Origin of the sequence: Streptomyces sp. WAC05292 (genome assembly GCF_003949955.1) — a bacterium.
GTDB lineage: Bacteria > Actinomycetota > Actinomycetes > Streptomycetales > Streptomycetaceae > Streptomyces > Streptomyces globosus.
In genome coordinates this window covers 1-21,985 of sequence record NZ_RPSE01000014.1, presented here as the reverse complement: position 1 = coordinate 21,985, position 21,985 = coordinate 1, and the positions used below count along the sequence as shown (strand labels likewise).

Sequence of the window (21,985 nt, the reverse complement as noted above, 5' to 3'; positions counted from 1 at the left end):
TATCGCCCGTAACACCCACACCGCTCATAATATGCACGGGCAAAATCACAGGTCAGGAGCCCTTCGCGGCCGGCTCAAGGATCGCCACGCACTCGACGTGGTGCGTCATCGGGAAGAGGTCGAAGACGCGGAGTGTGCGGGGCTTGTAGCCGGCTTCCGCGAAGTACGACAGGTCGCGGGCCAGGGCCGCCGGGTCGCAGGCCACGTAGGCGATGCGGCGGGCCGACAGGGAGGCCACGTGGCGGACCGTCTGCTTGCCCGCGCCCGCGCGGGGCGGGTCCAGGACGACCAGGTCGCACTCCGTGATGCCGGTGCGCGGGAGGACCGTTTCGACCTTGCCCTGCTCGATGCGGACGCGGGGGAAGTCCGCCAGGTTGTGCCGGGCGTCCTCCACCGCGCGCTTGCCCGACTCGATGCCGAGGACCGCGCCCGTCTCGCCGAGGCGCTCGGCGAGGGCTCCGGCGAAGATGCCGACGCCGCAGTACAGGTCGAGGGCCATCTCGCCCTTGCGGGGCATCAGGCCCTGCATGACGGCGCGGATCAGGGTGTCGGCGGCCTGCGGGTGGACCTGCCAGAAGCCGCCCATGCCGACGCGGTAGGTGCGGCCGTCGGCGCGCTCGCGGACGAAGGGGCGGCCGTGGACGCGGTGCGTCGCGCCGTCCTTCTCCTCCACGCGGAGGACGGAGACCGGCTTGTCGAGTTCGACCAGGGGGAGGCGGCCGCCGGGGCGGGGGGTGAGGACGACCTGGCGGTCGTGCGAGCCGGTCGCGGCGATCGCCTCGACCGTCGCCATCTGCGGCCACTCGCGCTTCTCGATGCCGAGTTCGGAGACGCCGGGCGCCGCGATCATGCAGTGGTCGATGGGCTCGACGTCGTGCGAGCGGTGCTTGCGCAGGCCGGCGCGGCCCTCGGCGTCCACGGCGTACTGGACGCGGGTGCGCCACTGCGGGACCTGGCCCGCGGGGACCTTGTCGCCCTCGGCGGGGGCGACGGTGCCGTCCCAGCCGGCCTCCTCGGGCGTGAGCCCGGCCAGCCGGCGCAGCTGCTCGGCGACGACCTCGCCCTTGAGGCGGCGCTGCGCGCCCGGCTTGGCGTGCTGCCAGTCGCAGCCGCCGCACCGGCCGGGGCCGGCGTACGGGCACGGGGCCTCGACGCGGTCCTTGGAGGCTTCGAGGACGGTGACCGCGTCGGCACGCAGGAAGCGGGAGTCGGTGTCGCCTTCCGTGACCTTGGCGACGACCTTCTCGCCGGGCAGGGTGTGGCGGACGAAGAGGACGCGGCCGTCGGCGGTCCGGGCGATGCAGTGGCCGCCGTGCGCGACGGGGCCGACCTCGACCTCGTACTCCTCCCCGACCAGTGACTGCTTCTCGTTCTGCTCGGTCATGGCCGGGGGTGCTCCAAGGTCGTGGAAGGGGGGCGGGAAGGGCTGCGGGCCCGGTCGCGCGGACGGCCGGACGGCCGACCCACCAGTCTACGTGGATCCCGTCCGGCCGTACGCCACCCCGTACGCCCCCGGCTACTTCCCGCTGCGGTCGTTCCCCGTCCGCGGTGTGTCCACGGGGCCGCGGCGCACCGCTCCGGGGGCGTTCCACTCGGCCCGCTTCCGCGCCCGCCGCTTCGCCAGCTCGGAGGATTCCAGCTGGTAGGGGACGGACGTCACCATCACGCCCGGCGTGAACAGCAGCCGGCCCTTCAGCCGCAGCGCGCTCTGGTTGTGCAGCAGGTGCTCGTACCAGCGGCCGACGACGTACTCGGGGATGTACACGCTGACCGCGTCGCGCGGGTTCTCGGTGCGCAGGCCCTTGACGTACTCGATGACGGGGCGGGTGATCTCGCGGTACGGGGAGTCCAGGATCTTCAGCGGGACGTTGATCCCGCGCCGCTCCCACTCCTCCCGCAGGGCCTTGGTCTCGGCCGGGTCGACGCTGATGCTGAGCGCTTCGAGGGTGTCGGAGCGGGTCAGCTTGGCGAAGGCGAGCGCGCGCAGCGTCGGCTTGTGGACCTTGGAGACGAGGACGATGGAGTGGACCCGGGACGGGCGCACGCTGTCGTCGCTGGGGCCTTCGGCGGCGGCGATCTCCCGGGACACCCGGTCGTAGTGCTTCCGGATGGCGGTCATCGTCCCGTAGAAGATCACCATGCCGAGCAGGGCGACCCAGGCGCCGTGGGTGAACTTCGTCGCGAGGACGACGACGAGCACGAGCCCGGTGAAGGTGGCGCCGAAGGCGTTGATGGCGCGGGAGCGGATCATCCGGCGGCGGGCGGCGGGGTCGCGCTCGGCGGCCAGGTGCCGGTTCCAGTGCCGGACCATGCCGATCTGGCTGAGGGTGAAGGAGACGAACACGCCGACGATGTAGAGCTGGATCAGCTTGGTCGAGTCGGCGTCGTACAGCCACACCAGCAGCATGGCCGCGCCGGCGAGCAGCACGATGCCGTTGGAGAAGGCGAGGCGGTCGCCGCGGGTGTGGAGCTGGCGCGGCAGGTAGCGGTCCTGCGCCAGGATCGAGCCGAGCAGCGGGAAGCCGTTGTAGGCGGTGTTCGCGGCGAGGAAGAGCACGAGGGCCGTTCCCGCGGCGAGGATCATGAAGAGGATGCTGCCGTGGCCGAAGACGGCCTCGGCGACCTGGGAGATGACCGGGTCCTGGACGTAGCTCTCGCCGACGGGGACGCCGTCGCGGAGCAGGTCCTGGGCCGGGTGCTCGGCCATCCGCACGTCCGTGGCCATGGCGAGGCCGATGATCCCGCAGAACATGGTGACGGCCAGGACGCCCATGAGCAGCAGCGTGCCGGCGGCGTTGCGGCTCTTCGGCTTGCGGAAGGCGGGGACGCCGTTGCTGATCGCCTCGACGCCGGTGAGGGCGGCGCAGCCGGATGAGAAGGCGCGCAGCAGCAGGAAGACCAGGGCGAACCCGGCGATCCCCTGGTGCTCGGGCTTGATCTCCAGGTCGGAGGTGGGGGCGTGCATGGTCTCGTCGAGGACGATTCCCCGCCAGGCACCCCAGGCGATCATGATGAAGACGCCGGCGACGAAAACGTACGTGGGAATCGCGAAGAGCTTGCCCGACTCCTTGACGCCGCGCAGGTTCATCAGCGTCAGCAGCAGAATCATGATCATCGCGCTGAACACTTTGTGCTCGATCACGAAATGCCATGCGGAGCCGAGGTTTTCGACTCCGGAGGAGATCGAGACGGCCACGGTGAGCACATAGTCGACGAGCAGGGCGCTCGCGACGGTGAGTCCGGCCTTCGGGCCCAGGTTGGTGTTCGCGACCTCGTAGTCCCCGCCGCCGCTGGGGTACGCGTGCACGTTCTGCCGGTACGAGGCGACCACCGTGAACATCAGCACGACGACGGCGGCGGCGATCCACGGGCTGTACTGGTAGGCCGACACGCCTGCGATGGACAGGACCAGCAGCACCTCTCCGGGCGCGTACGCCACGGAGGAGAGCGGGTCGGAGGCGAAGACGGGTAGGGCGATCCTCTTCGGGAGCAGTGTTTCCCCGAGGCGGTCGCTGCGCAGCGCCCGGCCGATCAGGATCCGTTTGGGCACGTCGGTCAGTTTGGACACGGACAGGATCGTAAGCGTTCGAAATCGGCCTGACGAACCCCCCGCCGCGCTTTGCGCGGCATTGCGCTCCGAGTGCCCTCCAACGGGCCGCAAGGGCGACCGCCCGTGTGTAGCTTGGGCGGTGGTCTGAGACCCTGTTAAGCCAGAGATGCATATGAGGCTGGGAACCAGCGAGCGCTGAACAGCCGGAAGGACGGCCGTGCACATCGTCATTATGGGCTGCGGAAGGGTGGGCTCCGCCCTCGCGCAGACCTTGGAACAGCAGGGGCATACGGTCGCGGTCATCGACCAGGACCCCACCGCATTCCGTCGGCTGGGAGCCGGATTCGGCGGCCGCCGCGTCACCGGCGTCGGCTTCGACCAGGACACGCTGCGCGAGGCCGGGATCGAGGACGCGGGGGCGTTCGCGGCGGTCAGCAGTGGTGACAATTCCAACATCATCGCCGCCCGCGTGGCACGCGAGATGTTCGGCGTGGAGAACGTCGCGGCCCGCATCTACGACCCCAAGCGGGCCGAGGTCTACCAGCGCCTGGGCATCCCGACCGTGGCGACCGTGCGGTGGACCGCCGACCAGATGCTGCGCCGGCTGCTGCCGTCGGGCGCCGAGCCGCTGTGGCGCGATCCGAGCGGCGCGGTCCAGCTCGCCGAGGTGCACACCTCCCCCGCGTGGATCGGGCAGAAGGTCAGCCGCCTCCAGGACGAGACGGGCGTGCGCGTGGCGTTCCTCACGCGCCTCGGCGAGGCCGTGCTGCCGAGCTCGCAGACCGTGCTCCAGGAAGGCGACCTCGTCCACGTGATGATGCGCACGGACGAGATCGACAAGGTCGAGGCGGCGTTCGCCGACGGCCCCGAGGAGGCACACGCATGAGGGTCGCGATCGCCGGAGCCGGCGCGGTGGGCCGTTCCATCGCGGGCGAGCTGCTGGAGAACGGGCACGAGGTGCTGCTGGTCGACAAGGCGCCGACCGCCATCTCGGTGGAGCGGGTCCCGCAGGCCGAGTGGCTGCTGGCCGACGCCTGCGAGATCACCTCGCTGGACGAGGCGGCGCTGCAGCGCTGCAACGTCGTCATCGCCGCGACGGGCGACGACAAGGTGAACCTGGTCGTCTCCCTGCTGGCCAAGACCGAGTACGGGGTGCCGCGCGTGGTGGCGCGCGTGAACAACCCGAAGAACGAGTGGCTCTTCAACGAGGCCTGGGGCGTCGACGTCGCGGTGTCCACGCCGCGCCTGATGTCCGCGCTGGTCGAGGAGGCCGTCAGCGTCGGCGACCTGGTGCGGCTGCTGCGCTTCAGCCACGGCGACGCCAACCTGGTGGAGCTGACGCTGCCCGCGGAGTCCGCGGTGGCCGGCCGGCAGTTCGGCGAGATCACCTGGCCCGAGGACACCTCGCTCGTGACGATCATCCGCGGCAACCGGGTGCTCACCCCGCACGCCGAGGAGACGCTGGAGGCGGGGGACGAGCTGCTGTTCGTCGCCACGCAGGCGCGCGAGCAGCAGCTGGAGGACCTGCTGCAGGCCCCGCGCCCCTGAGCCCGGGTACGCGGGAGGGGCGGGGCGGCCGGCGACCGGCTGCCCCGCCCCTCCTCCGTTCCGTTGCGTACGCAGCCCCGGGCCCCCGACCGGCGGGAGGCGGCGGGAGCCGGCAGGGGGGCCTCAGTCCTGAGGCTCGCCGGGCCGCGCCGTCCCGGCCTTCGCCTTGGCGGCCTTCCGCTCGGCCTCCTCCGCCTCGTACTCGGCGATGACGTCGATCGGCGGCGGCGCCTTGGCGAGGAACACCCACGTGAAGTAGACGGCCAGCAGCATCGGCGGCAGCTTGAGCGCGATCAGCACCCAGCCGAGCTGGGTCGCGTCGCCCCACCAGTACAGCGGGAAGAGGATCGCGTACTTGGCGAGGAAGATGATGCCCCAGGCCAGGCTGGCCTTGGTGTAGGCCTTCTTGCGGCCGGGGTTGCGGGTCCGCCAGGACATGTTCTCCCGGAAGACGGGGCCGAGGATCACGCCCAGCAGCGGGAAACCGACCAGCGCCGAGAGGGTGAAGGCCAGGCCGAGCCCCGCGCCGTAGATCATGCCGGGCAGGTAGAAGCCCTTGGCGCTGCCGGTGAACAGCGCGAACGCGACGCCGACGCCGACGCCGAAGACCCCGCTGAAGGCGTGCTTGACGGTGTCCTTGCGCAGCAGCCGGACCACCACCAGCACCACGGCCACCGCGCCCGCGGCGGACTGCGGATCCTGCGCGGGCGGGGTTTCGTCGAGTGGCGTCACCGGTCAGTGCTCCTGTCCGAGCGGTCGGAGTTCGTACTTCGGGTTGAAGAGGACCCTGCGGCCGTGGCTCATCGAGATCCGCCCGGAGGCGATCATGCGGCGGCCGGGCTCGATTCCCACGATCGAGCGACGGCCGAGCCAGACCACGTCCAGCGCGGCGGAGCCGTCGAACAGCTCCGCCTCCAGCGCCGGGACGCCGGCCCGAGGCCGGAGCGTGACGGTGCGCAGGGTTCCGGTGACCTTGACTATCTCCCGGTCGTGGCAGTCGCAGATCCGCGTGCACCCCGCGGCCTCTGCGTCCTCCTGGAGCTCCGCCGAATGCAGGTCCTCCTGGGAGGTGGAGAGCCGCTCTATCATCCGGCGGAACCGGCCCGCCGGCCTGACCGGCTTGGCGGACTTCTCGGGACGCGGTTCAGCACTCATACCTCGAAGCGTACCGGCGCGCCGGGCCCCGTTCGAAGTCCCGCAGCCCGCCGCAGCGGCCGCCCGGGCCGGGCCGGGCGGGGGCGTGCCGGGAGTGCGGGAGGCCCCGGGCCGCGCCCCGTGAGGGGGTGCGGCCCGGGGCCTCCTGCGTGCCGTGCCCGCGGTGCGCGGTCCGTGCGGGTGCCCGCGCCGCCGCGGCCGGTGTCAGCGGACTTCGGTGATCTCCGGGCCGCGCTCCAGCTGGCCCATGCCGCCGGAGAAGCGGGAGCCCTCCTGCGCCTCGGTCTGCACGCCGTCCGGCACCATCTGGGCGTCGTTCGGCAGCTTCAGCACGATCGGGTCGCGCGGGGCCATGGGGCCGTCGCCGCGGACGATGACGGTGTCCCGGAAGATCTGCTCCAGCAGGCCGGCGGACTCGGGTCGCACCGCCGCCTGGCCGGAGATGACGCCGCGCAGGAACCAGCGCGGGCCGTCGACGCCGACGAAGCGGACCAGCTGGGCGCCGGTCTGCCCGTCGGGCATGGGTACGGGAACCTGGGCGCGCAGCTCCCAGCCGAGCGGGCCCTCGACCTCGTCGATGAGGCCGCCCTGCTGGATGATGCCCGCGGCGATCTCGTCGCGGACCTCGCCCCAGATGCCTTCCTTCTTGGGTGCGGCGAACGCCTGGAGCTGCACGGCGCTGTCGCCGAGGACGACCGTCGCGGCGACGATCGCGTCGCCGGCGACCTCGACGCGCAGTTCCATGCCCTCGACACCCGGTACGAGGATGCCGCCGAGGTCGACCCGGCCCTCGGCCGGCGACCCGGGCACCTCGGTGACGTCCCACGGCCCGTCGGGCCGCGGGGCCGGCGGCAGGTTCACCCGGCGGGGGGCGGTCTCCAGCTCCTCGCCGCCCTCCTGCTCGTCGGCAGCCACGCCGTCCACGACCTGCTCGGCCGCGCCGCCGTCCTGGGCGGAGTCGTTCTTCTTGCGACGTCCGAACACGTCACTGTCCTTCCCGGTCGGATACGACCGAAGCGTAGCCATTCCCACCCTGCTGACCAGCGCCGGATCCGGCCACGGCCGCATGACCGCCGGTGGAGCCGAAACCCCCCTCGGCCCGGGCCGAGCCGGGAAGTTCCGCCACCTCGTGGAAGCGCACCTTCTCGACCCGCTGGACAACCAGCTGGGCAATGCGGTCGAAGCGCTCGAACCGGACGCTCTCGCGCGGGTCGAGATTGACCACGATCACCTTGATCTCCCCACGGTACCCGGCATCGACCGTCCCCGGGGCATTCACGAGCGCGAGGCCGCAGCGGGCGGCGAGCCCGGAGCGGGGGTGCACGAAGGCCGCGTACCCGTCGGGCAGGGCGATCGAGACGCCGGTGGGCAGGACGGCGCGCTCGCCGGGTGCGAGGTCGGCGGCCTGCGTGGTCACCAGGTCGCAGCCGGCGTCGCCGGGGTGCCCGTACGCGGGGATCGGCACCTCGGGGTCGACGCGCCTGATCAGCACGTCGACGGGGTGGTTGGGGTTGTGCTGAGCCATCAGGGGTTCACCTCGAAGGCGCGTGCGCGCCTGACCTGGTCCGGGTCGGCCATCGCCGCCCGGATCTCCTCGGGACGACCGTTGTCGATGAAGTGGTCGACCTTCACCTCGATGAAGAGCGCGTCCGCGCGCACGGCGACGGGACCGCCGGGCCCGCCTATGCGGCCGACGGCCGTGCCGTAGATCTTGCGGCCGGCCACGGCCGTCACCTCGGCCTCCAGGCGCAGGACGGTGCCGACGGGCACGGGCCGCACGAAGTCGGTCTCCAGCCGCCCGGTCACGGCGATGACGCGCAGCAGCCAGTTCAGGGAGCCGAGGGTCTCGTCGAGCGCGGTGGCGAGCACGCCGCCGTGCGCGAGGCCCGGCGCCCCCTGGTGGGCGGGCCGTACGGTGAACTCGGCGGTGACGCTCACGCCGTCGCCCGCGCGCGCCTGAAGGTGGAGGCCGTGCGGCTGTCCGCCGCCGCACCCGAAGCAGTGCTCGTAGTGCGCGCCGAGCAGCTCGCCGGGCGCCGGCGCGTCGGGGTGCCGGACCGGCGCGGCGGCGTCTTCCGGGGGCGTCAGCGCTGTGTTTCGTCCACTCACAGGCGCAGACCTTACCCGCGCCGCTACCCGCCGGTCGCCCCGTGGCAGGCTTGGGGGCATGCAGCTCTCCCCCGCGCACCACGACGAACGCCTGACCGCACCCCGCTCCTGGTGGGCCATCGCCGCCCTGATCGGTCTGGCGTGCGCGCTGATGCTGCTGCCTCTCGGCCTGCTGCCGCTGCTCGCGGGGCTGGTCGGCGGTTCGGCGCTGGCGGGGATCCTGGTCAGCAGCTACGGCTCCGCGCGCGTGCGCGTGGTGGGAGGCGCGCTCGCGGCGGGTGATGCGCGGATCCCGGTGGCGGCGCTCGGGGAGCCGGAGGTCCTGGACGCGGAGGAGGCGCGCGCCTGGCGCACGTACAAGGCGGACTCGCGCGCCTTCATGCTGATGCGCAGCTACGTGCCGACGGCGCTGCGGATCCCGGTGGTGGACCCGGCCGACCCGACCCCGTACGTGTACGTCTCCACGCGCGCGCCCGAGGCCCTGGCGGCGGCGATCCGGTCGGCGCGGTCCGCGGCCTGACCGGAGCCGGCGGGTCCGGGCCGGGAGCCGAAGCCTCATCGCGTCCGCCGGCGTTTCGCGGGGTTGTCCGTCAGGTCCGCGGATCCCGTGCGCCGGTCCCTTCGGGCCCGCCGTCGGGCCGGGGTTCCCCGAGGACGTCGGCCAGGCCGCCGGGGAGGGGCTGTGCGGGCTTGTCCAGGCGCGGGAGCGCGGACAGGGCGTCCCAGGGCACGGCTCGGCTCCGCAGGTCGCCGCGGACCTTCTCGGCGAGCCTGCGGGTGTCGCGGCGGTTCATGAGCGCGCCGACGGCCGCGCCGACCATGAAGGGGATCAGGTTGGGCAGGTTGCGGAGCATCCGCTTGGTGATCTGCTGGCGCAGCTCGCGCCGCATCTGCCCGCCGAGGGCGGCGTTGACGGTCGCCGGCTTCTTCCAGTCGACACCGCGCTCCTCGGTCCACGCGGTGAGGTAGGCGGTGCTGCGTTCCCTGGCGCTGCCGGGCGGCCGCAGGCCGTACACCTCGTGCAGCTCGGCGATGAGCTTCAGCTCGATCGCCGCGACGCCGAGGATCTCGGCGGCGAGCTCCGCGGGCATCGCGGGCGGGGTCGGGAGCATGGCGGCGGCGCCGATGCCGGCTCCCACGGTGGAAGTGCCCTTGGCGGCTCCTGCGATCAGCTTGTCGGCGATCTGGTCGGGGCCGAGGCCGGGGAACTGGGCGCGGAGGGCGGCCAGGTCCCGCACCGGGATGCGCGGGGCCACCTCGACGAGGCGGTCGGTGATGTACAGGGCGGCGGCCCTGGCGCTCGCGCCGCCCTTCCGCACACCGTTCCTGACGGCTTGCAGCCGCCGGGCTGCGGCCCGCTCCGGGGCCCCTGCGCCGGTCCCCGCGTCCGCCGGGGGTCCGGGAACGGCGGTCGGGAGGACGGCGGGTGCGCCGGGAGCTGCTGGGCCCGTCGCCGGGCCCGTGGCTCCCGTCTGCGGCTCCGCCCTTTCACCGGGCTTTCGGAAGCGGCGCTTCCGAAACGGTGTCGAGCCGGTCACGGCCGACGCCTCTCAGTCGCAGTCGCGGCAGATCGGCTGACCGTTCTTCTCGCGCGCGAGCTGGCTGCGGTGGTGCACCAGGAAGCAGCTCATGCAGGTGAACTCGTCCGCCTGCTTGGGCAGGACCCGGACGGCCAGCTCCTCGTTGGAAAGGTCCGCGCCGGGCAGCTCCATGCCCTCGACGGCGTCGAAGTCGTCGATGTCGACGCTGGAGGACGACTTCTCGTTCCTCCGGGCCTTCAGCTCCTCGATGCTGTCGTTGTCGACGTCGTCGTCGGTCTTGCGTGGGGTGTCGTAGTCCGTTGCCATGTTTCGCTCTCCCCCTCTGGGATTTAGCGGTGTCTCAGCGCACGTAACGCGCGAGAGGCCGGACTTGTGCCCGACCTGAGGCGGAGATTTTGCCTCACATCAAGGTCTGTTACTCAATCGACACCCAAGCCGCGCGCCTGAAGGGGCGACCGGCTGGGATGACGACCGGGACCGTACACGGTCCTGGGTCCGTCTTGCACAAGCACCACCCGGTGTACTTTCCGCCGTCCGGGGGACCGGAAACCCGGACTTCCCGGACTTTCCGGCGGTTCCACGGCATCCACGGGTCACTGAACGCACATGGCCCCACACTCGACAATGTGATCGATCACACAGGGTTCAACTTGTTCACACGGCAGCTATTCAGCCGACGGCGAACAAAGATGCGGTGCTCACAGCGGCAGCGTGACACGCATCACGAGCCCGCCGCCGTCTCTCGGGACCGCGGTGATCCGGCCGCCGTGTGCGCGCGCCACGGAGCGCGCGATCGACAGGCCGAGGCCGACACCCTTGTCGCTGCCCGTTCGCTCGGTACGCAGCCGCCTGAAGGGCTCGAAGAGGTTGTCCACCTCGTACGCCGGGACCACGGGCCCGGTGTTCGACACGACGAGCACCGCGTGGCCGGGCACGGCCTCCGTGGTGACCTCCACCCAGCCGCCCTCCGGCACGTTGTAGCGCACGGCGTTCTGCACCAGGTTCAGCGCGATCCGCTCCAGCAGCACGCCGTTGCCCTGGACGACGGCCGAGGCGCGCTCGCCCCGGATCTCCACGCCCTTGGCCGCGGCCTCCGCCCGCGCCTGGTCGATGGCGCGCGAGGCGACCTCCGCCAGGTCGACCGGCTTGCGCTCGACTATCTGGTTCTCGCTGCGGGCCAGCAGCAGCAGCCCCTCGACCAGCTGCTCGCTGCGCTCGTTCGTCGCGAGCAGGGTCTTGCCGAGCTGCTGGAGCTCGACCGGAGCCCCGGGGTCCGACAGGTGCACCTCCAGCAGCGTCCGGTTGATCGCCAAGGGGGTGCGCAGCTCGTGCGAGGCGTTGGCGACGAACCGCTGCTGGGCGGTGAAGGCCCGCTCCAGGCGGTCGAGCATCTCGTCGAAGGTGTCGGCGAGCTCCTTGAGCTCGTCGTCCGGCCCGTCCAGCTCGATCCGCCGCGTCAGGTCGGAGCCGACGACGCGGCGCGCCGTCCGCGTGATCTTGCCGAGCGGCGAGAGCACGCGGCCGGCCATGGCGTAGCCGAAGGCGAAGGCGATGACGCTCAGCCCCAGCAGCGCCATGAGCGAGCGGCTGAGGAGGTCGTCCAGGGCGTGCCGGCGCTGTTCCAGCATGCAGGCCTGGATGGCGGCGTGGAACTGGTCGACCGTCTGCTCCGGGCCCACGCCGGGACAGGTCGGGCTGGAGACGACGACCTTCTGCCCGCTGATGCTGACGATCTTGAACGGCAGGGCGTTGCCCTCCCGCAGCGCCTGCGCGGCCAGCAGGTAGATGATCGACAGCAGCAGGATGCCGGCGATCAGGAACATCCCGCCGTACAGCAGGGTGAGCCTTATCCGGATCGTGGGCCGCAGCCAAGGGAAGGGACCCTCGGGCTGGCCGGGGTCCCAGGTCGGTTTCGGCGGCGCGGTCGGTGGCGCCGGGGTCGCTGCCACCCGCGTCAGATCCGGTAGCCGGAGCCCGGGACGGTCACGATGACCGGGGGCTCCCCGAGCTTGCGCCGCAGGGTCATGACCGTCACCCGCACCACGTTGGTGAAGGGGTCGGTGTTCTCGTCCCATGCCTTCTCCAGCAGCTGCTCGGCGGAGACCACGGTGCCCTCGCTGCGCATGAGCACCTCCAGCACCGCGAACTCCTTCGGGGCCAGCTGCACCTCGCGGCCCTCGCGGAAGACCTCCCGCCGGTTCGGGTCGAGCCGGATCCCGGCGCGCTCCAGCACGGGCGGCAGGGCGACCGTGGTGCGCCGGCCCAGCGCCCGCACGCGGGCGGTCAGCTCGCTGAACGCGAACGGCTTGGGCAGGTAGTCGTCCGCCCCCAGCTCCAGGCCCTCCACGCGGTCGCTGACGTCCCCCGAGGCCGTCAGCATCAGCACCCGCGTGGGCATGCCGAGCTCGACGATCCTGCGGCAGACGTCGTCCCCGTGGACGAGCGGCAGGTCCCGGTCGAGGACGACGACGTCGTAGTCGTTGACACCGACGCGCTCCAGCGCCGCGGCGCCGTCGTACACGACGTCCACGGCCATGGCCTCGCGGCGCAGTCCGGTGGCCACCGCATCGGCGAGCAGCTGCTCGTCCTCGACGACGAGTACGCGCACGTCGTTTCCTTCCTCCGAGCCCCCAGGGCACACGTGTGATTGCGCCGCCCATCCTGCCCCTTTCGGCCGTAAACCGGCTGTAAGGCGCCACTCGGGAGGTCATCCGGGGCGGAACTGGGGATTCCCTCGCCTCCCGAGGTTTCTGCGCCCAGGGTGCAGGGGAGGACGTCAGCACACCCCGACCACTCCCTGACGGCGGGCATCCCTGTGCCGCCGCGACCACGAAGAGGGGGCGAACCCACCATGGACGCATTCACCGCGGGTCTGCTGCAGCGCATCAGGACCACGCAGTCCGACCTCCGCCACGCCCGTGAAGCGGGCGACGACTTCCTCGCGGACGTGGAACAGGCGGAGCTGGAGGACCTCCAGCGCCTCGCCGCCGAGCACGGAGTTCCCGTCTCCGCCTGCTGAGACGCCACCCGGACCCCGGCGGCCGCCGTGCTGCCGGGGTCCCCTCATGCCCGGGCGGGGACACGGGCGGCACTAGTCGTGCCAGGCCCCGGCCTCCTCCAGCAGCGGCGCGAGCGCCGCGAAGACCGCGGGCGTCGCGGCGAGCGCCAGCTCCCCGGAGGCCGGCCGGCCGGGCCGCCCTCCGGTCAGCGCCCCGGCCTCGCGGGCGATCAGCTCGCCAGCGGCGAGGTCCCAGGGGTTGAGTCCGCGCTCGTAGTACGCGTCCAGCCGCCCCGCGGCCACGTCGCACAGGTCGATCGCGGCCGAGCCGCCGCGCCGGACGTCCCGCACCCGCGGGAGGATCCGCCGGACGACCTCGGCCTGCTGCTCCTTGCGCTCCTGGAGGTAGGCGAAGCCGGTGGCCACCAGGGCCTGGTCCAGCGGGGCCGCCGCCCGGCAGGCCAGCCGCTGCCCGCCGAGCAGGGCGCCGCCCCCGCGCACCGCCCGGAAGGTCTCGGCCCGCATCGGCACCTCCACGACGCCGACCAGCGTCTCGCCGCGGTACTCGGCCGCGATCGAGACGCTCCAGCTCGGCAGGCCGTAGAGGTAGTTCACGGTGCCGTCCAGGGGGTCCACGATCCAGCGCACCCCGCTCGTGCCGGGGCGGTCCGCGCCCTCCTCGCCGAGGAGGCCGTCCTGCGGACGGCGCCGCTCCAGGACTTCGGCGACGAGCTTCTCCGCCGCGATGTCCATCTCGGTCACCACGTCGATGGGGCTGCTCTTGACCGCCGCCACCCCCAGGTCGGCAGGCCGGCCGTCCCGCAGCAGCGCCCCGGCCCGCCGGGCCGCCTCCAGCGCCACGTCGAGCAGCTCCTCGGCCAGACCCGCGGGCGCGGCCGCCGCTCCGTCCTGCGTCTTCGACACGTCCCGCTCCTCCGCCTCCGATGCCATGCCCGCGCCGTCCCTACGCGTACGGGCTGTCGGCGCCGGCCGCCGCCGGCCGGGCGCCGCGCGCCGGGCAGCATCCCACCGGGCACACGTCGTGGCTCGGCCCGAGCCGGCCCAGCGCGCACCGCTCGACGGCCTCGCCGCGCTCGGCCGCCGCCCGCTCCAGCAGCAGCTCCCGGACCGCCGCCGCGAAGCGCGGGTCGGCGCCCACGGTCGCCGAGCGCACCGTCGGCAGGCCCAGCTCAGCCGCCTTGGCCGCGGCCTCCGTGTCGAGGTCGTACAGGACCTCCATGTGGTCGGAGACGAAGCCGATCGGCACCATCACCGCCGCCGGCGCCCCGGCGGCGTGCAGCTCCTCCAGGTGGTCGCAGATGTCCGGCTCCAGCCAGGGGATGTGCGGGGCGCCGCTGCGGGACTGGTAGACCAGCCGCCAGGGCAGCTCCAGGCCCGTCTTCGCGCGGACCGCGTCCGCGATCACGGCGGCCGCGTCCAGGTGCTGGCGGACGTACGCGCCGCCCTCGCCGCCCTCGGTGTGCCCCGGGACCGGACCGGAGGCGTCCGCGGCGGCGGTCGGGATGGAGTGGGTGGTGAAGGCGAGGTGCGCCCCGGCGCGGACCTCCTGCGGCAGCTGCTCCAGGGCCGCCAGCACGCCCTCGATCATCGGCTGCAGGAAGCCGGGGTGGTTGAAGTAGTGGCGCAGCTTGTCGACCCGCGGCAGCTCCGCCGCGCCCTCACGCTCCAGCAGCGCCAGGGCGTCCGCCAGGTTCTCGCGGTACTGGCGGCACCCCGAGTACGAGGCGTACGCGCTGGTGGCGAGGACGGCGATGCGGCGGCGCCCGTCGGCGGCCATCTCCCGCATCACGTCGTCGAGGTACGGGGCCCAGTTCCGGTTGCCCCAGTACACCGGCACGTCCACCCCGTGCTCGGCGAAGTCCTTGCGCAGTGCCTCCAGCAGCTCGCGGTTCTGCGCGTTGATCGGGCTGACCCCGCCGAACCCGTAGTAGTGGCTGCCGACCTCCTTGAGCCGCTCCCGCGGGATGCCGCGCCCGCGGGTGACGTTCTCCAGGAAGGGGACGACGTCGTCGGGGCCCTCGGGGCCGCCGAACGAGAGGAGCAGGAGGGCGTCGTAGGGCGCTGCGGGCCCTCGGGCCGGCGAGGGGGCGGCTTCGGCACGGAGCTGGTCAGACATGCGTCGCATCCTGCCACCCGGCGCCCCCCGCCGGGAATCGGGCCCGCCGCGTCCCCCGCACCGGACACGGATAAGGTGAGCCTTACTTCCTGTCTGGAACAAACCCGTGCAGAGCCCCGTGAGCGGCCATAACCTGTATGGGCCAGCGACGTCCCCCACGGAGCGCACCTTGCCCAGTCCCTATCGCGCGATCTTCGACGCGCCCGGCACCAAGGCGTTCAGCGTCGCCGGATTCATCGGCCGCATGCCGCTGTCCATGGTCGGCCTCGGCATCCTCACGATGGTCTCCGAGCTCACCGGCCGCTACACGCTGGCCGGCGCGCTCACGGCGACCCTGGCCCTCTCCGCCGCGGTCGTCGGCCCGCAGGTCTCCCGCCTGGTCGACCAGTACGGCCAGCGGCGCGTGCTGCGCCCGGCGACCCTGATCGCCGGGGCCGCGGTCTCCGGGCTGCTGGTCGCCGCCTCGCAGGGATGGCCGGACTGGACGCTCTTCCTCTTCGCGGTCGTCGCCGGCTGCGTCCCCAGCGTGGGCTCGATGGTCCGCGCCCGCTGGACCGCCATCCACCGCGACACCCCGCACCTGCACACCGCGTACTCCTTCGAGTCCGTCGTCGACGAGGTGTGCTTCATCTTCGGCCCGCCGCTCGCGACGATGCTGTCCGCCAGCTGGTTCCCGGAGGCCGGACCGCTGGTGGCGCTCGTCTGCCTCATGGTGGGCGTCTGGTGGCTGACCGCGCTGCGCGGCACCGAGCCCGAGCCGCACCCCCGCGACACCCAGGCCGACCGGTCGTCCGCGCTGCGCTCCCCCGGCCTGCAGGTGCTCGCCGGCACCTTCGTGGCGACCGGAGCCATCTTCGGCTCGATCGACGTGGCGACCCTCGCCTTCGCCGAGGAGCGCGGTTCCAAGTCCGTATCCGGCCTGGTTCTGGCGGTTTGGGCGCTCGGATCCTGCCTCGCGGGCATCGCTTTCGGCCTGATCCGCTTCAAGGGCAAGGCCGAACACCGCTGGATCCTGGGCATCTGTGCGATGGCCGTGAGTATGATCCCCCTCCTACTGGCCGGGAACCTTCCGATTCTGGCCGTGGCGCTCTTCGTCTCGGGCCTCGCCATCGCTCCCACGATGATCACCACGATGGCCCTGATCGAGGCGCACGTACCACGCGCGAAGCTGACCGAGGGCATGACCTGGATCAGCACCGGCCTCGCGGTCGGGGTCGCGCTCGGCTCCTCCGTGGCCGGCTGGGTCGTCGACGCGGCGGGGGCGAGGAGCGGGTACGTCGTCTCCATCTCGGCGGGGGCCGCCGCGGCGGCGGTCGCGTTCGCGGGATACCGCCGGCTCGCGAGGCCGGCGCAAGGGGAGGAGCCCTCGGGCGATGGGGACGGCGACAGCGGCAAGGTACGGGGCCTCGTGGCGTAACTGGGCCGGGAACATCACGGCCGCACCGGCCCGGGTGGTGGCCCCGGCATCGGTGGGCGAGGTGCAGGAGGCGGTGCGGCGGGCCGCCGAGGACGGGCTGCGGGTGAAGGCGGTCGGCACCGGCCACTCCTTCACGGCGGCCGCCGCCACCGACGGCGTCATGGTGCGCCCGCAGGCGCTGACCGGGATCCTCGGGATCGACCGGGCCGCGGGCACGGTGGCGGTCGCCGCGGGAACGGCCCTGAAGGACCTCAACCGGGCCCTCGCGGCCGAGGGCCTCTCGCTCGCCAACATGGGCGACATCATGGAGCAGACGGTCTCCGGGGCCGTCTCCACCGGCACCCACGGCACCGGCCGCGACTCCGCCTCGCTCGCCGCCCAGCTCCGCGGCCTGGAGATGGTCACGGCGGACGGGCGGCTGCTGGCCTGCTCGGAGAAGGAGAACCCCGAGGTCTTCGCCGCCGCCCGGGTCGGCCTCGGCGCGCTCGGGATCACCACGGCCCTCACCTTCGCGGTGGAGCCCCTCTTCCACCTGACCGCCCGCGAGGAGCCGATGCGCTTCGACCGGGTGACCGCCGAGTTCGACGAGCACGTCGCGGAGAACGAGCACTTCGAGTTCTACTGGTTCCCGCACACCGGCAACTGCAACACCAAGCGCAACAACCGCAGCCAGGGCCCCGCCGCCCCGCCCGGACCGGTGAGCGCCTGGATCGAGGACGAGCTGCTGTCGAACGGCGTCTTCCAGGCGGCCAACTCCCTGGGCCGCGCGGTCCCGGCGGCCATCCCGGCCATCGCGCGCGTCGCCAGCCGCGCCCTGTCCGCCCGCACGTACACGGACATCCCGTACAAGGTCTTCACCAGCCCGCGCCGGGTCCGCTTCGTGGAGATGGAGTACGCCCTCCCGCGCGAGCACGCGGTCGGGGCGCTGCGGGAGCTGAAGGCGGCGGTCGACCGCTCGCGGCTGCGGATCAGCTTCCCCGTGGAGGTCCGCACGGCGCCGGCGGACGACATCACGCTGTCCACGGCCGAGGGGCGGGAGACGGCGTACATCGCGGTGCACATGTACCGGGGCACCCCGTACCAGGCGTACTTCACGGCCGCCGAGCGCATCTTCACCGCGTACGGGGGCCGCCCGCACTGGGGCAAGGTGCACACCCGCGGGGCGGAGTACCTGGCCGCCGCCTACCCCCGGTTCGGGGAGTTCACCGCGCTGCGCGACCGGCTGGACCCCGACCGGCTCTTCGGCAACGACTACCTGCGCCGGGTGCTCGGCGGCTGACACCCCCTCGGAACCGCCCGCGGCGGGCGGCGTTCGGGCCGCCGGGCCGCCCGCGATCTCCATCACACCCGTGGCGGACCGGCGGTGACGGGGCGGCAGGAGGGCCGCCACGCGGAGTGAGGGGGTTGTTCCGTTTCCGGGGATTCCGTGGAGCAAGACGCCCGAAATGGGGTGCAGTTGCCGGTCCGGCCGGATCCCGGGCAGGCCGAAGTGCGCCGCCGGTGACAAGTTCGGCGGCGCGGCGGTCCACCCCGGTGGCCCGAATGGAGTACTGTGGCGAGCCCTGGGGCCGTCCTTCCTTTCGGCTGTCCGGACCCGGGTGAGGGGGCCGGCTGATGGACATGCGGCACTCGGACCGGTGATGCCGCGACAGCGCACGGGCGCCTGTGCGCACAGTAACCAATCGGTCACTGTGCGTACCCAACAGGTAACCGTGCCATAACGGCGATCAAGGGCGCATGCCCGACACGCCGGTTGAACTCGGCAAGGTTGTGGCAGGCTGCACCCGGGCAGGCCACACTCGACTAGCGGAAGCAGCGACGCACGTGACGTCGGCAGGCACCACCCGGGAGGTCCCCATGCCCGAACTGCGTGTCGTGGCCGTCTCGAATGACGGCACACGACTGGTGCTCAAGGCTGCGGACAGCACGGAGTACACGCTTCCGATCGACGAGCGGCTTCGCGCTGCCGTGCGCAACGACCGCGCGCGCCTGAACCAGATCGAGATCGAGGTCGAGAGCCACCTCCGCCCCCGCGACATCCAGGCCCGCATACGGGCCGGTGCCTCCGCGGAGGAGGTCGCCCAACTCGCCGGCATCCCCGTCGAGCGCGTGCGCCGCTTCGAGGGGCCGGTGCTGGCCGAGCGCGCCTTCATGGCGGAGCGGGCCCGCAAGACGCCCGTGCGCCGGCCCGGCGAGAACACCGGACCGCAGCTCGGCGAGGCCGTGCAGGAGCGCCTGCTGCTGCGCGGCGTCGACAAGGACACCGTGCACTGGGACTCCTGGCGCCGCGACGACGGCACCTGGGAGGTCCTGCTCGTCTACCGGGTGGCGGGCGAGACGCACTCGGCGAGCTGGACCTACGACCCGCCGCGCCGCCTCGTCGTCGCCGTGGACGACGAGGCCCGCTCGCTGATCGGCGAGGCGGACGACCTGCCGGCGGCCCCGGAGCCGAGCTTCCCGTTCGTGCCGCGGATCGCGCGCCTGCCGCGGGACCGGCCCCTCGACCGCACGCTGGACCGGCCGGAGCGGCCTGTCGCGCCCGCGCCGGAGCCGGAGGAGGAGCGGGACTCGCTGACGAGCCTGCTGGAGGCGGTGCCGAGCTTCCGCGGCGACCTCGTGGTCCCCGAGCGCACCGACACCCCCGCCGAGGAGGCGGAGGCGGAGGAGCCCCCGGCCGCCTCGGCGTCGGCGGGCGCGGGCACCGCGTACGCGGACGTGCTCATGCCGCGCACGGTGGCCGGCCACCGCGACCGCCTCACCGGCACGACCGACCGGCAGGCCGAGGCCGACGGCGTCCGCCCGGGCCGCCGCGCGGCGGTGCCGAGCTGGGACGAGATCGTCTTCGGCACCCGCCGCAAGAAGCAGGAGTAGCAGCCCCCGGCGGGCAGTCCGGCCCGCCGCGGCACCAGGCGGGGCCGGGCGCCGGTGCGCCGCGCCCTACTGCGGGTCCGGTCCCGTGGCCACCGGCCGCTGCGGGTCCGCGGACCATTCCGACCAGCTGCCCGCGTACAGCGCGGCGCCGATCCCGGCCACCTCCAGCGCCAGCACCTCGTGCGCGCCCGAGACGCCCGAGCCGCAGTACACGCCGACCGGGGCCCCGCCGGCGGCGCCCAGTCCCGCGAACCGCGCCCGCAGGTCGGCGGCGGGCAGGAAGAGCCCGTCCGGGCCGGTGTTGTCCGTGGTGGGCGCCGACAGCGCGCCGGGGATGTGGCCGCCGACCGGGTCGATCGGCTCGACCTCGCCGCGGTACCGCTCCCCCGCCCGCGCGTCCAGCAGGACCCCTTCACGGGCCAGGGCGGCCGCCCCGTCCGCATCGAGCAGCCCCATTGCGCCGGGAGTTGGCTTGAAATCGCCTTGGACCGGGGCGGCGGCTTCGGATGTCACCTCGCCTCCGGCGGCCGTCCAGGCGGCCAGCCCGCCGTCCAGGACCCTCACCTGCGGGTGACCGGTCCAGCGCAGCAGCCACCAGGCGCGTGCCGCCGCCCACCCCTGCCCGCCGTCGTAGACGACGACCGGGACGTCCGCGCAGACGCCGGCGCGCCGCATAGCGGCCCCGAACTCCTCCGTGTCGGGCAGCGGATGGCGCCCGCCCGCCCCCGGCGGACCTGCCAGTTCGCGGTCGAGGTCCACGTACACGGCGCCCGGCAGGTGCCCGGCGTCGTAGGCGGGGCGCTGGTTCGGCCCGCCCAGCCGCCAGCGGACGTCGAGGAGCACCGGCGGCCGCGGACCGGCCAGTTCCGCGGCGAGGGCGGAGGCGGAGACGATCGCAGAGTTCGCAGTCATACGGCCCATCTTCCTCCCTCTCGGGTGCATGCGGGGGCGGGGCCGCCGCCGACCGGCGCACTGATCCGGTCATCTCCGCCCGCTCCAGCGATTCTCGGCCGGGTCGGGGCGCGCCGGAGCGGGCGGGGTGGAACCATCTGGTCCCGATGTCCGACGACCGAGGAGACGGCTTACATGACCGACGCAGTGCAGGACACGCGGCGCCCGCCCGGCACACCCTGCTGGTCGAGTCTGATGGTCCACACCCTCGGCGCCGCCGAGGCGTTCTACGGCGAGCTGTTCGGCTGGGAGTACGAGCCCGGCCCCGCCCCCTTCGGGCCGTATGTGCGCGCCCTGCTCGACGGCCGCGAGGTCGCCGGCATCGGGGAGATGCCGCCGGACCGGGACCTCCCGGTGGCCTGGACGACGTACTTCGCCACCGACGACGTCGACGCGGCGGCGGAGGCCGTCCGCTCCTGCGGCGGCACCGTCGCCGTCGGGCCGCTCGACGCGGGCGGCGACGCCGGGCGCCTCGCGATCTGCTCCGACCCGCTGGGCGCGGTCCTCGGGATCTGGCAGGCCGACGGCAGCGCCGGAACCCAGCTGTCCGGACCGCACGGCACGCCCGTGTGGGCGGAGCTCGTCACCCAGGACACCTCGACCGTGGGCAAGTTCTACGCGCACGTCTTCGGGCACGCGGCGGAGCACGGCACGGCCCCCGAAGGCCTCGCATCGGGCGCGGACTTCGACTACCTGACCCTGGCGCTGGAAGGACGTCCGGTCGCCGCGGTGCACGGGGTGGGCCGCTCGCTGCCGCACGACCGGGGGCCGCACTGGATGACGTACTTCGCCGTCGACGACGCCGACGCCGCCGCGGCGCAGGTCCGCCGCCTCGGCGGCAGTGTGGTCCAGCCGCCCCGCGAGGGCCTGACGGGCCGGGTCGCGACGGTCGCGGACCCGGAGGGCGCCCTCCTGGCCCTGGTCGAGCGCCGCCCCGCCCCGCGCTGACCCGCCGCCCGGGGCCGCCCTGCACCGGTCAGGCGCGGCCCACCGGCAGGACGTCCGGGGAGAGGGCGGCGGCGTGCGCGGAGGCCGAGGTCATGCGGCGCCGGTGGTGCCGGCGGCACAGCACCTCGTAACCGACCTCCTCGGCGGGCCGGTTGACGTCTCCGACGACGACCTGGGCGCCCTCGACGACCATCCGCCCGCCCACCGTGCGGGCGTTGTGCGTGGCGCGGGCCCCGCACCAGCAGAGGGCCTCGACCTGGAGCTGCTCGATGCGGTCGGCGAGCTCGATGAGCCGCTGCGAGCCGGGGAAGAGCTTGGTGCGGAAGTCGGTGGTGATGCCGAAGGCGAAGACGTCCATGTCGAGGTCGTCGACGATGCGGGCCAGCTGGTCGATCTGCCCGGGTGCGAGGAACTGGGCCTCGTCGACGATGACGTAGTCCGCCCTGCCGCCCCGGGAGAGCTCGCCGACGAGGTAGGCGTACAGGTCCATCGAGTCCCCGACCTCGACCGCGTCCGTGACCAGCCCCAGGCGCGAGGAGAGCTTGCCCTCGCCCGCCCTGTCCTGGCGGGTGAAGATCACGCCCTGGAGGCCGCGGGCCGAGCGGTTGTGGGTGATCTGCAGCGCCAGCGTGCTCTTTCCGCAGTCCATGGTTCCGGAGAAAAACACCAATTCGGGCATGGAGGGAACGGGACCTTTCGGGTCGTGGTCGGCGGGCGAGGGCAAGCTCTCCTCGCGCCTGGGGCTGGTCACGGACGCGGT

Annotated in this window: 23 protein-coding genes; 8 read left to right on the top strand and 15 right to left on the bottom strand. The window is 73.2% G+C overall.

Annotated features, from left to right (window positions below):
• Nucleotides 1-52 precede the first annotated feature (52 nt).
• Both EF903_RS03310 and EF903_RS03305 read right to left on the bottom strand, forming a co-directional pair.
• Nucleotides 53-1,384, bottom strand: a complete 1,332-nt coding sequence (locus tag EF903_RS03310) for a class I SAM-dependent RNA methyltransferase (protein ID WP_125541075.1) — start codon at nt 1,382-1,384, stop codon at nt 53-55.
• A gap of 132 nt (nt 1,385-1,516) precedes the next feature.
• The gene (locus EF903_RS03305) at nt 1,517-3,568 is read right to left on the bottom strand and encodes an APC family permease (protein ID WP_125541074.1); all 2,052 of its coding nucleotides are present in this window, start codon (nt 3,566-3,568) and stop codon (nt 1,517-1,519) included.
• Between the two features lie 199 nt (nt 3,569-3,767).
• Between EF903_RS03305 and EF903_RS03300 the strand changes: the two genes are divergently transcribed.
• Together EF903_RS03300 and EF903_RS03295 are read left to right on the top strand one after the other, a co-directional pair.
• Nucleotides 3,768-4,436 carry a TrkA family potassium uptake protein gene (locus EF903_RS03300; protein ID WP_125541073.1) on the top strand — a complete coding sequence of 223 codons (669 nt, stop codon included), beginning with the start codon at nt 3,768-3,770 and terminating at the stop codon, nt 4,434-4,436.
• Nucleotides 4,433-5,098, top strand: a complete 666-nt coding sequence (locus tag EF903_RS03295; protein WP_125541072.1) for a TrkA family potassium uptake protein — start codon at nt 4,433-4,435, stop codon at nt 5,096-5,098. The genes EF903_RS03300 and EF903_RS03295 overlap by 4 nt, the downstream gene beginning before the upstream one ends.
• Before the next feature lie 123 nt (nt 5,099-5,221).
• On the opposite strand, the gene EF903_RS03290 is transcribed toward EF903_RS03295, so the two are convergent.
• The 5 genes from EF903_RS03290 to EF903_RS03270 form a co-directional block, all read right to left on the bottom strand.
• The gene (locus EF903_RS03290; protein ID WP_260614757.1) at nt 5,222-5,830 is read right to left on the bottom strand and encodes a DUF3159 domain-containing protein; all 609 of its coding nucleotides are present in this window, start codon (nt 5,828-5,830) and stop codon (nt 5,222-5,224) included.
• Nucleotides 5,831-5,833: 3 nt separating this feature from the next.
• Nucleotides 5,834-6,253, bottom strand: coding sequence for an OB-fold nucleic acid binding domain-containing protein (locus EF903_RS03285; RefSeq protein ID WP_114054583.1), 420 nt, complete (start codon nt 6,251-6,253; stop codon nt 5,834-5,836).
• Between the two features lie 204 nt (nt 6,254-6,457).
• Nucleotides 6,458-7,237, bottom strand: coding sequence for a DUF3710 domain-containing protein (locus tag EF903_RS03280; protein WP_125541071.1), 780 nt, complete (start codon nt 7,235-7,237; stop codon nt 6,458-6,460).
• Nucleotide 7,238: 1 nt separating this feature from the next.
• Nucleotides 7,239-7,778 (bottom strand): dUTP diphosphatase, encoded by a 540-nt coding sequence (gene dut, locus EF903_RS03275; protein WP_125541070.1) that lies wholly within the window; start codon nt 7,776-7,778, stop codon nt 7,239-7,241.
• The gene (locus EF903_RS03270) at nt 7,778-8,362 is read right to left on the bottom strand and encodes a PaaI family thioesterase (protein ID WP_125541069.1); all 585 of its coding nucleotides are present in this window, start codon (nt 8,360-8,362) and stop codon (nt 7,778-7,780) included. Before EF903_RS03270 ends, dut begins: the two co-directional genes overlap by 1 nt.
• Before the next feature lie 58 nt (nt 8,363-8,420).
• On the opposite strand from EF903_RS03270, the gene EF903_RS03265 reads away from it, so the two are divergent.
• Nucleotides 8,421-8,882, top strand: coding sequence for a DUF3093 domain-containing protein (locus EF903_RS03265; RefSeq protein ID WP_125541068.1), 462 nt, complete (start codon nt 8,421-8,423; stop codon nt 8,880-8,882).
• Nucleotides 8,883-8,952: 70 nt separating this feature from the next.
• On the opposite strand, the gene EF903_RS03260 is transcribed toward EF903_RS03265, so the two are convergent.
• The 4 genes from EF903_RS03260 to EF903_RS03245 all read right to left on the bottom strand — a co-directional run bounded on the left by EF903_RS03260 (nt 8,953) and on the right by EF903_RS03245 (nt 12,511).
• On the bottom strand, nt 8,953-9,900 hold the full coding sequence (locus EF903_RS03260; RefSeq protein WP_125541067.1) for a hypothetical protein: 948 nt from the start codon (nt 9,898-9,900) through the stop codon (nt 8,953-8,955).
• Nucleotides 9,901-9,912: 12 nt separating this feature from the next.
• A complete protein-coding gene (locus EF903_RS03255; protein WP_114054577.1) occupies nt 9,913-10,209 on the bottom strand; it encodes a DUF4193 domain-containing protein in 297 nt (98 codons plus the stop codon).
• A 392-nt stretch (nt 10,210-10,601) separates the two neighbouring features.
• On the bottom strand, nt 10,602-11,852 hold the full coding sequence (locus EF903_RS03250; RefSeq protein WP_125541066.1) for a HAMP domain-containing sensor histidine kinase: 1,251 nt from the start codon (nt 11,850-11,852) through the stop codon (nt 10,602-10,604).
• 5 nt (nt 11,853-11,857) lie between these two features.
• Entirely contained in the window at nt 11,858-12,511 is a 654-nt protein-coding gene (locus EF903_RS03245) for a response regulator transcription factor (RefSeq protein WP_114054575.1), read from the bottom strand.
• 243 nt (nt 12,512-12,754) lie between these two features.
• Here EF903_RS03245 and EF903_RS33800 point away from each other — a divergent pair, with 243 nt between their 5' ends.
• Nucleotides 12,755-12,922, top strand: coding sequence for a hypothetical protein (locus tag EF903_RS33800; protein ID WP_174250360.1), 168 nt, complete (start codon nt 12,755-12,757; stop codon nt 12,920-12,922).
• Nucleotides 12,923-12,994: 72 nt separating this feature from the next.
• On the opposite strand, the gene EF903_RS03240 is transcribed toward EF903_RS33800, so the two are convergent.
• Together EF903_RS03240 and EF903_RS03235 are read right to left on the bottom strand one after the other, a co-directional pair.
• On the bottom strand, nt 12,995-13,825 hold the full coding sequence (locus EF903_RS03240) for an inositol monophosphatase family protein (RefSeq protein WP_260614756.1): 831 nt from the start codon (nt 13,823-13,825) through the stop codon (nt 12,995-12,997).
• 40 nt (nt 13,826-13,865) lie between these two features.
• Entirely contained in the window at nt 13,866-15,038 is a 1,173-nt protein-coding gene (locus EF903_RS03235; RefSeq protein ID WP_125541064.1) for a ferrochelatase, read from the bottom strand.
• Between the two features lie 169 nt (nt 15,039-15,207).
• Between EF903_RS03235 and EF903_RS03230 the strand changes: the two genes are divergently transcribed.
• The 3 genes from EF903_RS03230 to sepH all read left to right on the top strand — a co-directional run bounded on the left by EF903_RS03230 (nt 15,208) and on the right by sepH (nt 19,326).
• Complete coding sequence (locus EF903_RS03230) at nt 15,208-16,455, top strand: MFS transporter (RefSeq protein ID WP_125541063.1); 1,248 nt, start codon at nt 15,208-15,210, stop codon at nt 16,453-16,455.
• Nucleotides 16,412-17,734 (top strand): D-arabinono-1,4-lactone oxidase, encoded by a 1,323-nt coding sequence (locus EF903_RS03225; RefSeq protein ID WP_125541062.1) that lies wholly within the window; start codon nt 16,412-16,414, stop codon nt 17,732-17,734. The genes EF903_RS03230 and EF903_RS03225 overlap by 44 nt, the downstream gene beginning before the upstream one ends.
• Nucleotides 17,735-18,279: 545 nt before the next feature.
• The gene (gene sepH, locus EF903_RS03220; protein WP_125541061.1) at nt 18,280-19,326 is read left to right on the top strand and encodes a septation protein SepH; all 1,047 of its coding nucleotides are present in this window, start codon (nt 18,280-18,282) and stop codon (nt 19,324-19,326) included.
• Nucleotides 19,327-19,392: 66 nt separating this feature from the next.
• On the opposite strand, the gene EF903_RS03215 is transcribed toward sepH, so the two are convergent.
• Entirely contained in the window at nt 19,393-20,238 is an 846-nt protein-coding gene (locus EF903_RS03215; RefSeq protein WP_125541060.1) for a sulfurtransferase, read from the bottom strand.
• A 174-nt stretch (nt 20,239-20,412) separates the two neighbouring features.
• On the opposite strand from EF903_RS03215, the gene EF903_RS03210 reads away from it, so the two are divergent.
• Nucleotides 20,413-21,225 (top strand): VOC family protein, encoded by an 813-nt coding sequence (locus EF903_RS03210; RefSeq protein WP_125541059.1) that lies wholly within the window; start codon nt 20,413-20,415, stop codon nt 21,223-21,225.
• Between the two features lie 28 nt (nt 21,226-21,253).
• Here the strand turns inward: EF903_RS03210 and EF903_RS03205 are convergent, their stop codons facing one another.
• Nucleotides 21,254-21,904, bottom strand: coding sequence for a thymidine kinase (locus EF903_RS03205; protein WP_125541058.1), 651 nt, complete (start codon nt 21,902-21,904; stop codon nt 21,254-21,256).
• Nucleotides 21,905-21,985: the final 81 nt, after the last annotated feature.